A 13865-nucleotide genomic window follows, 5' to 3' on the forward strand; every position below is an offset into this window, starting at 1 on the left:
GCATATTCTAGTGTGTAGCCGCCAAAATGAGGTCTATCCATGGCCGCGCCTATAAGGACCGTCCCCGCTTTCGGCCGAATTTCCAGGTCACTGCGTTTGTCCGCATAATCCCGGCAACGGACTTCCCGCGCTGCCACTCCAGCACATCGCGCCAGGGCACCAGCGTAAATTCCTTCGATCGCTCGATGACGGCGTAGCGACCGGCGGCGAGATTCACAGATCGCGTAAAGATACCCTCGATAGGTTCGCCGGATGAGGCGGCTGTGAACCGCTTGGCAAGCGTCTGTTCAAGCTTGCGTCCACGCTCCCGGACTTCGGTATCGCGCAAACGCGACAGCGCTTTACGATCGGTCGGCTCGTTGGCCGAAACCAACCCACGTCGGATTAGCCAAGCGCGCCGGTGCTTGCACGCTTTATCCAGCTCCTTGCCAAACCCGCGCGACACCGTTTTCAAATTTGTCGCGTCGGTATCAAGCCAGGTCGCCGCCTCGCGCTCGGCAAGCTGCTCCAGCGGCATCCAGGACAATACCCTCATCTGTGAGCATTGCTTTCGCCGTGCTTCATAGGCGGTGGCGCGCGTTAGATAGTCATCCGGAACATGCCATGTACCATCGGATTGGCGCGAGACGATTCCCGCGCGCCGCAGCGCTTCCAGCCGCCGCTTGTGCGCAAGGCGAAAACCTGCCGTCGCGGTGGGATCATGCGAGGCATGGAGCGCATCGGAATAGACACCTTTATGTTTCGTTGCGATCTTGGAGATAGTCCGGTCTGCCGGCTTGGGTTCAGAGCGACGGGCACCGATCTCGACGATCGCACCATCGGCCGGCAGCGTTCCCGGCTCGCGCACGCCGATATCGATATGCCAGGTTCGGCCGTCCACTCCGTCGACGATCAGATAACGGGCGTTTCTAAGCTCGTCGCTGCCGCCGCTTGCAGCCACGCGGCCAATGACCGGTTTCTGCGCCGCATCGGCGGGGTCGAAAATGGCAAAATCATGTCGCGAATTTCCGATCGCCCGCGCCATTGTGCGGATGATGTCGCCGCGCGTCCCTAGCCGCCGCAACGCCGGCTCCAACTGTTCCGACAGCCGCCAGCTGTGTGCTGCCTCACCGCGCGCCAGACCGAGCCGTTCGAGTTTCTGCAAACGGCCGATAAACAGCGCACGGCGGAAACGGCTGAACGAGCCTCGGCCTTCGACAATGGTGACGACGCCATCGTCGGCGAGTTCGGTCAGCTCACGGTCGAGCGATGCGAACCGTTCTTTGTCCACCTCGCGCCGCCGCATTAGCGCTATATCCTTGTCGGGACATGGTCCGAGCTCCTCGGTCGCGATCTCCGACCCGCGCCGCCGAAATCCGTGCGTGATATAATCCTTGGCGATCACCAGATCCTTGCCCGATGGTTCGGCTCCGCGAATGACGATATGGGTGTGCGGATTGTCGGTATCGAAATGATCGGCCGCCACCCAATCGAGTTTTGTGCCCAAATCACACTCGGCGCGGGTCATCAATTCGCGCGTATAGGCTTTAAGGTCGCCAAGCTCGTCGGCATCTTCGGGCGAGACGATCAAACGGAACTGATGACGGTCGCCTCCACTGCGCTCGACAAATGCCTTGCCGTCCACCTCGTCGTCCGCGCGATCATAAAGCGCCCCTTGCGATCCGTCGCGTTCGACGCCGTCGCGCTGGATGTAGGTGACATGCGCGCGCAGCGCGCCGACACCACCGGTCTTGGCGCGAGCAATGTTCACTTTGACGATCACGCGGCGTCCGCGATTGCCCGAGAACGGATTACGCGCGGCGGAGACATGACCGACGCCGGCCCCGCGTCCAATCCGCGTGCCCGAAAATCCCGTCCCCTTGCGTCCACCGCCGATGCTCTTGGTGGTCTTGCGAACGGCGGCCCGAACGCGGTTCAGATAGCGCTTGCCGACAGCATCGCCGCGCGAACGGATGCGGCCAGGGCGGATGGTAAAGTCATCGTCACTGCTCACACCCTGCACCTATGCAAGCCTGCATGATTCCTACGCAAACTGCCAAAACCCTGCACGGTAAAAAGACCGTCTAGGTGCAGGAAATACCCGATGTGCAGACCCGCTTTCAGGGGTGCTTTGCACCACTGCTTCAATCTTGCCCTCCGGCCCTTCTGTCTCTCCTCCTCCCGCTGCTTCACGCTATCTCTCCGCCGGCGATCCAAATGCCGCTCACCGATAAGTCCAGAGCGGCACCGCACGGCCCATCACGAGGCTGCGATCGGTCGCTCCGAAATAGCGTCCATCGAACGATCCCGAATGCGCGTTAATGAGCAGAATCTTGTCCGCATCGAGCACGCGGCAACCGCTCCACGAGGGCATTTCGTGGCCCAAAGAGTCGGCAATTTGGGCGGTCGCGACAGGCTCATCATTGACGAATATCTGCGGCCCGAAACTGCAAATTCTATCGCCGTCTGCCGCCACAATGCGCTTCAAAAGTGGAATGTCGGGCGGATAATAACCGCGTTCCCAGGCCAGATTGTCGGCCCATTCGGGCATCCGCGTCAGGACGAGATCGCCGGTTTGAACAGGGCCGGAATCAATCCGATAGAGACCGCGCGCCATGCTCGCCGAGCCGTTCCAGACGATGCGGGGCGTCAGCTCGGCGAGCGTCGCGAAAGCGATCGCCGCCAGCCCAACCGTCGCCATGGCGAGCCGGATATGGGTGGGCTTCATGACCACACCCGCGCGATTTTTGCGAGCGCATCATGCTGGTACTCGCCATAGGGTCGCACCGGCAGGCCGACCGAAATCCGGTTACCCGTGACCCGCCACCAGGCCGGCGAAATGGCGGCCGGGTTGAAGCCGCGCGCCTCCAGATCGTCGATTAGATCAAGAGCGCGCTTGACCTTCGCTTTGCCTGATAGGCCGCACAAAATCTCCGCGCCAGGGCGCACGCCTGGCACCCGATCAAGCATATCGTCGGAGCCGCCCGCGCGCAGAACATAGAGCCGCCAATCGGCGGTGCCGTAGTCGTTGGCGTGCCAGCGAACATAGGCGAAGACGCTGCCCGGCGCGAAAGCGGCGAGCGACCGGCGGCGGTCGATGATACGTTCGGCCTCGGGATCGCCGAAGCGCAGCCAATCGTTGATGACTTCCGGATAGAAGGTGATTTCGACGAGAGTGAGCGCGTTCATCGTTCGCTCGTCGAGCGGAATTCGCGGCGCTTGGACCAGGCTTCGAGCTCGTCGCGGTGATAGAAAACGCGTCCGCCATGCTTGCGATAGCGCGGGCCGCCCCCCGCCCAGCGCATATTGTCGAGCGTGCGACGTTTGAGCCGTAGATAAGCAGCCGCTTCGACTACACTCACATACGGGCTTTGCTCAGTACCAAGAATTGGTTCATCCATTTTGCGCTCCATCACCAGCAGTTGGCGTATCGGTGGCGAAGTTGATGGAAATTGAAGGCATGCGGGAGAGTCGAACGCAGACGCTTGCAATCGACACCCTCAGGCAAGTAGGCGGCTCCACTCGCGTTGAACGAAACGCTCGCCCATCTTTAAGGCGCGGCGCGCGCGATCGCGTGGCGCGGTAGTGCCACGCCGACGCGCCCACTCGACCTCATCGGAACCGTAAAGAATACGCGCAACGTCCCAATGCGAGCCGCCAAATTCGCGCCGGATGTCATAGGCGATGAGCGCGCGGCGCAGCCGTTGCGGGCCAAAAGCGCGTTCTCGCCACGGTGAGAACGCACTCGCCGCCACCATCGCATGCAGCGCGCTCGCGCTTTCGATCTGACGCTTGAACTGGAGAAAGGCGCCGAGTTCGATATCGAGATAAAACTCGCTCGTGAGGAGCGGTGGAAGGCCTTCAAGGAGAAAATGTCCGTCATGACCGGCGCTCTCGACGATGAGTTCGGGCACGCCGAACGCCGGAACAACCAGATGTTTGGCGGCGCGAATGGCGCGTGCGGTCAGCGGCTGGCCGTGCAGGATGGGCGCGGCGGAAACGCCGAGCCGGCAGGATCCGGACAGCATTTCGGCCCGCCACAAGGGGATCGTTTGCCGCGCGCTTAGCGCCGGATCGGCAATCCAGTGCAGCCCCCATGCTTCAGCGGCAGCGAAGCTGCGCCGTAACCGGTATAGCGTGATACCCGCCGAGGTGCGGAACGGTCGCGGCGCACCGGCCCGGCAGTGGAGAGCGTCGCGATGCAGCCGGGTATTGCGTCGGACACATTCCCAGGCGAGCGACGGCTTGGAGAGGCGCGCAAGATAGTCGTAGCGGCGCGGATCGAACGCCGATGCGTCGAAACCCATTCGTTTGACGGGCATGATGCCTCGCTTCCGGCGGCGCATCGGGACGACGACGATGATTGCACGCACCTTTTCGGCAGCAGCATTCGGCCCCTGCGCGAGCCACCCGCACTTTCTGACAATCGACCTTTCCAAGGCGTTAAGAGATGGGAAAACGCCCCCGCACCGCGATGCAGCGCGGGGGCGCTGAGGCCGGAGGCTTAGCCCACCGGGTTCCAGAGGATCGCCATGACGCCCTCGGCTTCCTGGCCGGCGGCGCGGCCGAGATTGGCGTAGACTTTGCTCGGCCCGAACTCGGGGGCGGCGAAGGTCAGCGACACATAGGGGTTGCCGCTGTTCCGACCGATCCGGTTCCAACCGCCGCCGATCTCGACCCGGTCTTCGGTATAGACCCGGAAGTCGGGCTGGGCATCGGTCTCCTTTGCCGTGTTGGGCAGGATGCGGATGCGCTTCTTGAGGCTCATCGTTGCGAGCGTTCCTTCGAAGCCGCCATTGTCCGTCTGCGTCACATATCCAAGTGCTTGTGCCATCTTTCAGTCTCCTTCGTTGTCTGTCGCGGGGACCATTCCCTGCTGACGCGGGACCGGCCATGGCGGACGCCGGGCGGCTGAACCCGAAGGGGCGTAACGTGAGTGAAGCACTGCGCGGCGCCGATTTCTTGAAGGGTGCCAGCCCGGTCGCGAGGAGCCGCGAAGCGGCGGGGAAGAAATCGGCGCCGCGCGATTTCGGACGACCGGCGTTCGCCATAGGTCCACAGGCAGAAGCAGGAAATGGTCCCGGACTGACTGCGAAATAGGAGGCGTCCGATGGCTCCCTGAACAGCGCATTGGCCGCGGCACGGACAATGGTGCCGACATAGTACGCGATCTCGATATGCGGTTTAAGCGCTGGTTTCCGTGCTTCTGCCATGGCGAAGGAGACCGCCGGCCGGCGTGACGGACACCTCCGGACATATTCGGGGACGCTTTAGAACGGATCGCCAGTGCACGGCGCGCGCAAAAACTGTTCCTCTCGAAGGCCGCGGCGTATACGGCAAGGTAATGGCGATATCGGCCACTCGCCGAATAGGAATTCTCTGCTATCCGGGCTGCGCCACTGGTGTGGTCTTCGGACTGCAGGAAGTGTTCGCCGTGGATGGCGGGTAACAAGGTCGATGGCGGGTTATAGTCCCCGAAGCCACGCCCCTGCGCTGACCGCACAAGGCGTCGACGTGCTCGTGATCGGCGGCCGATACGATCGCATCGCAACGCCGAAGATTGCCGTGGAATTGCACGAAGCCTTCGGCTCCAACAGTGCGCATCTGACGATGTTCGAGGAAAGCGGGCACCGCCCCTGGATCGAGGAGGCGAACGCCTATCTTGCGCGCCTGCGGGAGTTTCTGCCGCCGAACCCGGCCTGTCCGGGAACGACAATTGGCAACGCACGACAAGAGTCGAGGGAATACAGTATTGATCGTGAAGCGAAGTCGAACAAATTGCGTATGCAACGATACCGGCGTTGGGTCGCCCCTAGTAGCCTTTCCAAGCGTAATGCCACTTTGTCTTATGATCCGTTACCGGGTTAGGGGTGGTGCTGTGCGACCGGCGCTTTACTCATGACGGTGATGCGACAAGAGGTACCAATATGTCCATTGAGGCGACTTGTCCTTGCCTTTTTTACCGACTCAGTTGCTTTCGAGTTTCGTCAAGGGCCACATCGTATCCAGCCATATATTGATGCCCTTTCGCGCTTCCGCCGTGATGGTAACCCAAAAGCGCCGACCGTCGCTATGATCTCGCCGACGGGTTATCAGGGCTTTCTGCTCAAGCAATGTGAGCCACCTCAGCCCAGTGGTCGGCGGAACGCAAGTGGCGATGCAGGCGTCTGAAACCGATACGTCCCGCTCTTCTGCTTGCGCGACATAGAGATGGAGCAGCAGATCCCAGGCCGGATCTCCAAACAGACCATTGGGAAAATACGCCTCGCGATTGCGCCGCGCGCGTAGATAGCTTCTGACTGCGCCCGCATCGCACTGGCGGATTCGCGATGCGCTGCGTCGACGTCCGGTTTGGCAAGAAGCGATTTCCTGAAGGCCAGGATTATCGTCAATGTCGCTTATCGCACCGCAGAGCTGGCCGGTATGACGAGCAATGCCGGCGGAGATATCCAGGACTTCATCAAACTTCCCGGAATCGGCGGAAGAACGACTAGGCGGTGTTGAACTCATGATCGGAAATTCCGGCGCGCCGATCCAATGTCACGCCCACGACGATCACCAACAGTTTGGGAATCGCCCATAAAGTTGCCATGCCGAAATAAACGCGAGCCGCGAAGCTCGGCGCCACGAGCGCCGCCAGATGCGTCGTCATCGTTATGAGATGAAAGCCGGTAATCCAGAGCGGCCAATACCGGTTGCTGCGCATCGAAACCGCATAAAGCCCGCAAAGCAGGCCAAAATCGACGAGCAGTACAGGCCAGTTTACCCCGGCCCAGGACTGCTGGATGAGCTGCCCGACCACGGTCAGAAGGACTGCGACCATATAGATTATCGCGATCAGAAGACCGTCGCGGCCTCCAAAAAGGGCGCCATAGCCGCAGCAGAGGAGCATCATGGCCCAGAACAGAATTGCAATCGCCATATCGCGGGGGAAACACGACTATCGACATCAGTCAACGCTAGACGGATCGAGATCGAAAGTTGATTTGGCGGCCACGGCCTCGTCCGACTTCATGCCTGAAAGCCGCGACGGAAATCCCAGTGGACAGCCTTCCATCTTCGGCCCGTGCGGGCTGCGTTTGGCGATCGCCTGCATGATCCGCACCGATTGCTGAATCTGCTCGCGACCTTCGAGAAATTTGACTGCTCCCTCGACCATATTGCTATAAAGATTCTGGGTCACGTTGATCGGCAGATCAGCGGTCTTCGCCGTTTGCAAAATGGACGCAAACATTTGGGTGTTGGTCAGGAGAGCATCGTCAGCTGCGGCAATTGCGCGGCGCGTGTCTTCCGACAGGACCGGGATTGAAGCGGCGTCGAAGTTATACATAATTCCTCCTTCACGCCAAAAGCAGCGTGCTATGATGTTGGCCGGCTTTCGATTATTCAAAGACCCAGAGGATACCGGCTGTGATCAATATGATCGCCAAAATCACGCTGACGCCGAACGCTGCGACTTTGAAGATTGAATAGTTTCTGTCTGTCCAGCTTAGGTCATTGATCTCTCCTCCGACCCTAGGGAGATCGATCAGACGCATCGATCTCGGGCGTGGCGGAGCTGCAAGGTTGGAGGAATATTCCGGCTCGGCAACCGCTTGCGATAGTGATCCCAATTTTTGGGATGGTGCAGCGCGTGTTAGCATTCGGGCTGCCTCGCGCCGGTTGGACACGCCTAAAGCGGCCATCGCCTGTTTGATATAGGTGTCCACAGTGTGGGGTGACAGACCGTTCTCGCGAGCGATTTCCTTGGACGACATACCTCGGGCGACCTGCCGCAAACAGGTTTTCTGGCTCTCGGTTAGCAGAGTCGCTGGATCGATAGACATGCGTCCTCTCAACGCCGCCACAATATCGGTCGACGGGATCATAGCATAGTCGCGGATTTCGGAATATGGAAAGATACGATACGCCAACGTCCGAGCTGGAGGTCATTCTCCTTCTCAAATACCGTTTCGGATCAACGAATTCACAAAATTGATATCCGTTGCCATTGCCGGTTCGCCCCTTTTTTACGTTTCGCCAAACAGGTTCGTTGCCCGGACAAACGCCATTCTAGCCGCAAGTCTCATCTTCCGTCCCCACCGCATCGGTCCATTCGAGCAGCAATTGGCGCGCGGTCATTGGAACGACGCCCGTTTGAATGAGACGCTGAGCGATCGGCGAGGCAGTGAAGCGCAATTCTTCATCCGACAGATCGAACAAGAGATGCACATCATACATGTCTTGAAGTGCGCTCAACGCTGTCTGGCTCAACGAGCCTTCCGCACAACCGCCCGCGAGAATAAGCCGATACCGTTCAAGTGCGAAAATCCGGTCGCGGATTTTCTCATCCTTCCACGGATTGATAGCGGAACGAGGCATCCGGTTTTCCGCGGGAATAAGATCGTCGCCACCCAGCCTTTCGCGCTCGTCGGAAAGATATGTCGCGAAAACGGGCACTGAAAATTCTGCCGCGGCACGCAGGATATCGCGATGATCCGTACCCTGCCCCGCCATTCCTATCCCGTGCTCAATCGGCGGAATCATGTCGACGAAGACAAGACAGCATTCATCGGGATGGAGCATGACGGAACGTGCCACGAATTCGCGCTTCATTGCGCCACGTATGGAAAGACCGCAACCGAATGAGTGGCGCGCCCGGGCATATCCGCGATACTCTCGGTGTCTTTGAACATGATCGACTGGCCTGGCGCAGTCATGATCGCAAGGCAGACAAACGGCGCTATCTGACGACCGGATGCCGGACGCGAGGGACAGAATGAAATGGTTGGTACAGCGATGGATACAACTCCCTAACCTACTTATAAATGATATGATATCCATCAAAAATCAAATTCAAACTATATGATTTTAACTGCTTTACTACACATATTGGATGCTTCATGCTGTAATCACATTGTGCGCACAGTGCAGAACCGCCGGAAATGGCGGCCACCGGAGGGTCAGATGAAACATCCTGCCGCAAAGCGACGCCCGGCCCTAAGCAGAAAAGCCGCTCTGCTTCCGCTCCTGACCGCCGGCTTCGCACCTGGCGGGCACGCGCAAATTGCGGCGACCACGGCCCAATCGTCACCCGAGATCGTCGTCACCGCCCGCCAGCGCGAGGAACTGCTTTCCGACGTTCCGATTCAGATCACGGTCTTCGACAGCGAGGAGATCGAGGCGGCGGGAATCACCACCACCGAAGACTATGTCAATCTCGTCCCGAACGTCACGTTCGACGACAGCTTCACCTATTTGAATAGTTTCGTGGTCGTGCGAGGCATCGCGCAGATCAACAATGCCGACAGCCCGCTCGGCATCGTCGTCGACGGTGTGCCGCAGAACAGCCAGAAGCAGCTCAAATCCAACCTGTTCGATATCGAGCGCATCGAAGTGCTGCGCGGCCCGCAAGGCGCGCTTTACGGCCGCAACGCAACGGGCGGGGCGATCAATATCGTCACGCGACAACCGAGCAATGATTTCGAGGGCAGCCTCACCGGTCGCTTCGGCAACGGCGATGCGTTCGAGACCTGGGGCAGCATCAGCGGGCCGGTCGTCGAGGACGTGGCGCTGTTCCGTCTGGCAGCTTTCTACAGGCAGGATGACGGCCGCATCGAGAATGATTTTCTTGGTCAGAATGTCGATTTCGTCGATCATGACTATAACCTCCGGGGCCGGCTGCTGCTGACTCCGGCGGAAGCGGTCACCATCGACCTGCGCGCGGCTTATAATGATTTCGATGCCGGTTCGATCTACGATTCGGTCGTGTTCAGTGGCGATCCGAATGATTTCGAGAGGCCCAGCTCAAACCTTTTGGGTCGGACGTTCGGCGATATCACCGAACTGACAGGTAAGATCGAGGCCGTGCTCGGTTTCGCGACGCTGACTGCGATCACCGGCTATACCGATATCACCGAAGCCTATCGCGGCGACCTCGATTTCACCAATTCGATCAACAATCCGGGCGGCTTTCTCGGCTTCCTCGGACCTGCGGGCCAAGCCCAGGATCTGAGCATCGAGCTTTTGAGCCAGGAAATCCGTCTGACATCGCCCGACGATCAGCCGTTCCGCTGGATCCTCGGCGGCTTCTACCTCGAGACAGACAGGGCGCTACGTACGCGCGGGTTCGTCGATCTCGACGGCACACTCGGCCAAGTCGACAATCCGGCACTGCTTTTTATCGATCTCAACGAGACCAACGACAATCGGGCCTGGTCGATCTTCGGACAAGCGGATTTCGACGTGACCGACCGCTTCACGATTTCGGCGGCCCTGCGCTATGACGAGGATCGGCGACGGCAGCAGGATGTCACGCTGGGCGGCAACCGGCGCGCGACATTCTCCGACCTGCAGCCGAAACTGACGCTGAGCTATGACTTGGCCGATGATCGCCTTCTCTATGTCAGCTATGGCGAAGGGTTCCGGTCGGGCGGCTTCAATGCACCTGGCATACCGCGTTTCGAAGCGGAAACGGTCCAGACGCTCGAAGCGGGTTTCAATTCCTATTGGCGCGACATCGGGCTCCGACTGAATGGCGCCATTTACTACTCTTTCGTCGACGACTTTCAATATTTCTTTGTCGATGCGGCTGCCGGCGCCGCCCAGGTCATTTCCAATATCGACGAAGTGGAAATCTACGGCATCGAGCTCGCCGCCGATATGGAGGTTTCCGATGGTCTTCGTCTGTTCGGCGCGCTCGGAACAACGAACAGCGAGATCGTCGAAAACCAGGCTTTCCCCGATACGGTCGGCAACCGCACGCCCAAAACGACGCGGTGGACGGCCAATGCGGGGATATCGGTGACCCGGCCGATCGGCGCGGGTCTCAACTTTGTCGGCCGGGCGGATTATGAGCATCGCGGCCGCAAATATTGGCAGATTGACAATGCCGACATCCAGTCGCCGCTAAATCTCGTCAATCTGCGTGCCGGGATCGAAAGTGAAAACTGGGGCGTCTATGCTTGGGGACGCAACGTTACGAACGAACGCTATTATACCGACTTCAATCCGCGCGAATTTACCGGTACGCAGATCGATATCGGTTTTCCGGCTCAGCCGGCACGCTACGGTGTCGAGGCGAGGCTGCGTTTCTAGCCTGAGATCGTGATAGTCGGCATAGTGTTCAGCCAAATAACCAGCTTGGTAGTCGCCCCATGAAACCAGACAAGCGCGCTACGACTGAAAATAATGCCCGGCACGCGCCGCATGCTTCGGCGCGCTATATGCCGCCGCACATTCTTGTTCCCCTCATCGAGCGAAACCGCCTTCTTGACCTTATGGAGAAAGCGCGTTCGCAAAAACTGACCTTGCTGCGCGCGCCCGGCGGTTATGGCAAAACCTCTTTGCTCGTGCAGTGGTGGAACCGGCTTGAACAAGACGACGCAGTGCGGATCTGGCTCGGTCTCAGCGCGCAACATAGCGAACCCGACACATTTATAACCGGCCTTGCCGAAGCCGCCGGACGAGCGGGGCTCAACGTGACGCCCCCGGACACCCAAGGGCCGCTTTCCGGTAATATCTCCAAACTGTCCCAGAGTTTCGCTGATATGCTGGCGAGCCACGAGGGAGACATCATCGTCTTTCTCGACGATTATCATCTGATACGCTCCGACCGTGTCGATACCCCGCTTGACGAGCTTTTGCGCAACACCGGGCCAAATGTTCATTTCGTGATCGCCTCACGAAGTACGCCGGCCATTGCGGTTCAGACATTGCGCATCGAGGGGCAGCTCACCGAGATCGATATTCTCGACCTGAGTTTTACGGACGAGGAAACGTTGCGATTCTTCGAAGATGCGCTTGATGAGGACACGCTCACGATGCTTGCGCACAAGACCGAAGGATGGCCCGCCGCGCTCCAGATGATCAATCTGAACCTCGCACAGGGCCAAGATATCGATATCCTCCTGAACGAGTTTTCCGGACAGAATAATGAGGTTGCCGACTATCTCGCTGAAAAGGTACTGAAACGCCTGCCGAAGGAGAAAGTCGACTTTCTCCTCCGCACGTCGATCCTAAGGCTGATCAATGGCGATATCGCCGATTTTGTCTGCGAACGAACGGATGGCTGGTCGATACTCGACAGCCTCGACGAACTCGGCGCTTTTCTGGTCCCGACGTCGGCTGAACGGACATGGTATCGCTACCACGATCTGTTTGCCGAATTTCTCCAAGGTCAGCTGCGGCATATCGGGAGATCGGCCGTCGAGCGGCTGCATGAGCGCGCCTCTATCTGGTACGAGAGCCACGGACAGACGATAGATGCGCTGCAACACGCGCTGGCAGTGAACGATCTTGAACGGGTCGTGGCACTTATCCAAAGCGCAGACTCAGGGAGTTTCTGGCTGATTGACAATTTTTCCGCACATACCGGCCTCTTCAAGCGCCTTCCCGGAACGTTCATCGAAGACTATCCACGGCTCCGCGCCTTGAAAGCGATCGAGTTGATCAAAAGCGGCGAGATGGAAAAGGGCAGCGCGATGCTTGACGCGCTGGACGAAGAGATTGGTGACGATGATACGGAGCTGACGCGGCTCGCGCGTGATATGAAGCTGTCCAACGCCGTTCGCAAAGTCTATCTGGACGGTCCTGTCGATCTCACGCTCGTGGCGGATCTCGAACAGTTTATCAGAAAAAATCCCAATGAGACGTTGATGTTGGGAGCGCTTCATAACGCGTTGACGCTTTTCTATCACCGCCTCGGCGAAACCAAAAAAGCGGAAGACTCCGCGCAAGTCGCGCTTGAGCTTTATCTGGAATCGGGTTCTCGATACGGAGCGGTTTTCATGCATCTTCACCGCGGGATGTTTGCACTTGTCGCAGGACATCTTGAAAAAGCGTTCAGCTGCTACAAGCGTGGCGAGGACCTGTTCCACAGATATCTTGGCGACGCCGAACTCGCGACTCTCATCACCCTCTTCAAGAGCGAAGCCCATTATGAACGAGGCGAACTCGATGCCGCTCAATCCGGTTTGGCCGAAAGCGTCGAACAGGCCTCTTTGGGCGACAGCTGGCTCGAAGTGCTTGTCGGCGGTTACCGAAGCGCCTCCGCCCTTGCCTTTGCCACCGAGGGTTATGCGGCCGCGATGGCCGTGCTCGACCGGGCTGAAACGACCGCCGAGGATCGGGGTTATGCTAGACTTGAACACTGGGCCAGGATGCGCCGCATTTATCTGGCTTCCGTCGCTGGCAAGATAGACGAAGCGCAGCATTTGTGCGCGGAATATGGTATCGGTTTGAAGGACAAGAAAGCCGCGGGAGAATTGAGCTGGCGCGAGACCCACAAGCACCGGCTTGCGCTGGCCCGGCTTGCGCTCGCTGAGGAGCACTATGAAGGCGTAATACCAGATCTCGAGGCGCTTGGATCCGATGCGCAAGCGCAAGGCCATGGCTGGCTCGAATTGAAAGTGATGCTCTTAAAAGCTGCCGCTTTAATGGAACTCGGACGGATGGACGATGCCGCGCCGCTGGTCCGGCGTCTGCTCGAATGGACGCGCAAGGAAACGATGCCAAGCATCATCCTGGAGGAAGGCGGGCTTGCGCTCGACCTGATCGAGAGTTTCGTTCGACAAACCGGCATAGGGGAACTTGCCGCCGGACAGCTTGACTGGATTGCTGAACTCATGGCGCGGGCCAGCGACTATCGTTATGGTCCGGCCCTCGATCCCGATCCATTCAGTGTCCGCGAACTTGATGTGATCGACGGGTTGCGAGATGATCTGCCGACGAAGCGGATTGCCGACCGGCTCGAGATCAGCGACAGCGCGGTCGCTTTCCACCTCAAAAATATCTTCAAGAAAGCCGGCGTTAGAAACCGGCATCTCGTGATCCCAGTTATCGAAAAGCGGCAAGCGCTTGCCAGAGCGGCGGCGGAGCAAGACGGCTGAAATGGTAAAGCGGCGGCC

Annotated in this window: 14 protein-coding genes; 3 read left to right on the forward strand and 11 right to left on the reverse strand. The window is 59.0% G+C overall.

All coding sequences use genetic code 11. The features are described from left to right. Positions 1–49 precede the first annotated feature (49 nt). The 6 genes from HFP57_RS07425 to HFP57_RS07450 form a co-directional block, all read right to left on the reverse strand. The gene (locus HFP57_RS07425; protein ID WP_176869186.1) at positions 50–2002 is read right to left on the reverse strand and encodes a DUF3363 domain-containing protein; all 1953 of its coding nucleotides are present in this window, start codon (positions 2000–2002) and stop codon (positions 50–52) included. A gap of 201 nt (positions 2003–2203) precedes the next feature. Next, positions 2204–2707, reverse strand: coding sequence for a S26 family signal peptidase (locus HFP57_RS07430; RefSeq protein WP_176869187.1), 504 nt, complete (start codon positions 2705–2707; stop codon positions 2204–2206). Then, positions 2704–3168: a DUF2840 domain-containing protein gene (locus tag HFP57_RS07435; protein WP_176869188.1), complete on the reverse strand. Its 465-nt coding sequence runs from the start codon at positions 3166–3168 to the stop codon at positions 2704–2706. Before HFP57_RS07435 ends, HFP57_RS07430 begins: the two co-directional genes overlap by 4 nt. Then, positions 3165–3341, reverse strand: coding sequence for a helix-turn-helix transcriptional regulator (locus HFP57_RS07440; protein ID WP_246263471.1), 177 nt, complete (start codon positions 3339–3341; stop codon positions 3165–3167). Before HFP57_RS07440 ends, HFP57_RS07435 begins: the two co-directional genes overlap by 4 nt. 138 nt (positions 3342–3479) lie before the next feature. Further along, positions 3480–4301, reverse strand: coding sequence for a transcriptional regulator domain-containing protein (locus tag HFP57_RS07445; protein WP_176869190.1), 822 nt, complete (start codon positions 4299–4301; stop codon positions 3480–3482). Between the two features lie 182 nt (positions 4302–4483). Next, positions 4484–4813 (reverse strand): DUF736 domain-containing protein, encoded by a 330-nt coding sequence (locus tag HFP57_RS07450; RefSeq protein ID WP_176869191.1) that lies wholly within the window; start codon positions 4811–4813, stop codon positions 4484–4486. 623 nt (positions 4814–5436) lie between these two features. Here HFP57_RS07450 and HFP57_RS07455 point away from each other — a divergent pair. Beyond that, positions 5437–5847 (forward strand): alpha/beta fold hydrolase, encoded by a 411-nt coding sequence (locus HFP57_RS07455; protein WP_176869192.1) that lies wholly within the window; start codon positions 5437–5439, stop codon positions 5845–5847. Positions 5848–5946: 99 nt separating this feature from the next. On the opposite strand, the gene HFP57_RS07460 is transcribed toward HFP57_RS07455, so the two are convergent. From HFP57_RS07460 to HFP57_RS07480, 5 genes are all read right to left on the reverse strand, one after another. Then, on the reverse strand, positions 5947–6489 hold the full coding sequence (locus HFP57_RS07460; protein ID WP_176869193.1) for a helix-turn-helix domain-containing protein: 543 nt from the start codon (positions 6487–6489) through the stop codon (positions 5947–5949). After that, positions 6470–6901 carry a hypothetical protein gene (locus HFP57_RS07465; protein WP_176869194.1) on the reverse strand — a complete coding sequence of 144 codons (432 nt, stop codon included), beginning with the start codon at positions 6899–6901 and terminating at the stop codon, positions 6470–6472. The genes HFP57_RS07460 and HFP57_RS07465 overlap by 20 nt, the downstream gene beginning before the upstream one ends. A 27-nt stretch (positions 6902–6928) precedes the next feature. Next, positions 6929–7309 carry a hypothetical protein gene (locus tag HFP57_RS07470; RefSeq protein ID WP_176869195.1) on the reverse strand — a complete coding sequence of 127 codons (381 nt, stop codon included), beginning with the start codon at positions 7307–7309 and terminating at the stop codon, positions 6929–6931. 52 nt (positions 7310–7361) lie between these two features. Then, the gene (locus HFP57_RS07475) at positions 7362–7892 is read right to left on the reverse strand and encodes a response regulator transcription factor (protein ID WP_246263473.1); all 531 of its coding nucleotides are present in this window, start codon (positions 7890–7892) and stop codon (positions 7362–7364) included. 139 nt (positions 7893–8031) lie between these two features. Then, on the reverse strand, positions 8032–8574 hold the full coding sequence (locus HFP57_RS07480) for a cysteine hydrolase family protein (protein WP_176869196.1): 543 nt from the start codon (positions 8572–8574) through the stop codon (positions 8032–8034). Positions 8575–8925: 351 nt separating this feature from the next. Between HFP57_RS07480 and HFP57_RS07485 the strand changes: the two genes are divergently transcribed. Next, complete coding sequence (locus HFP57_RS07485) at positions 8926–11055, forward strand: TonB-dependent receptor (protein WP_176869197.1); 2130 nt, start codon at positions 8926–8928, stop codon at positions 11053–11055. Between the two features lie 59 nt (positions 11056–11114). Beyond that, entirely contained in the window at positions 11115–13847 is a 2733-nt protein-coding gene (locus HFP57_RS07490) for a winged helix-turn-helix domain-containing protein (protein ID WP_176869198.1), read from the forward strand. Positions 13848–13865: the final 18 nt, after the last annotated feature.

This window comes from Parasphingopyxis algicola, from assembly GCF_013378075.1.
Taxonomy (GTDB): Bacteria; Pseudomonadota; Alphaproteobacteria; order Sphingomonadales; family Sphingomonadaceae; genus Parasphingopyxis; species Parasphingopyxis algicola.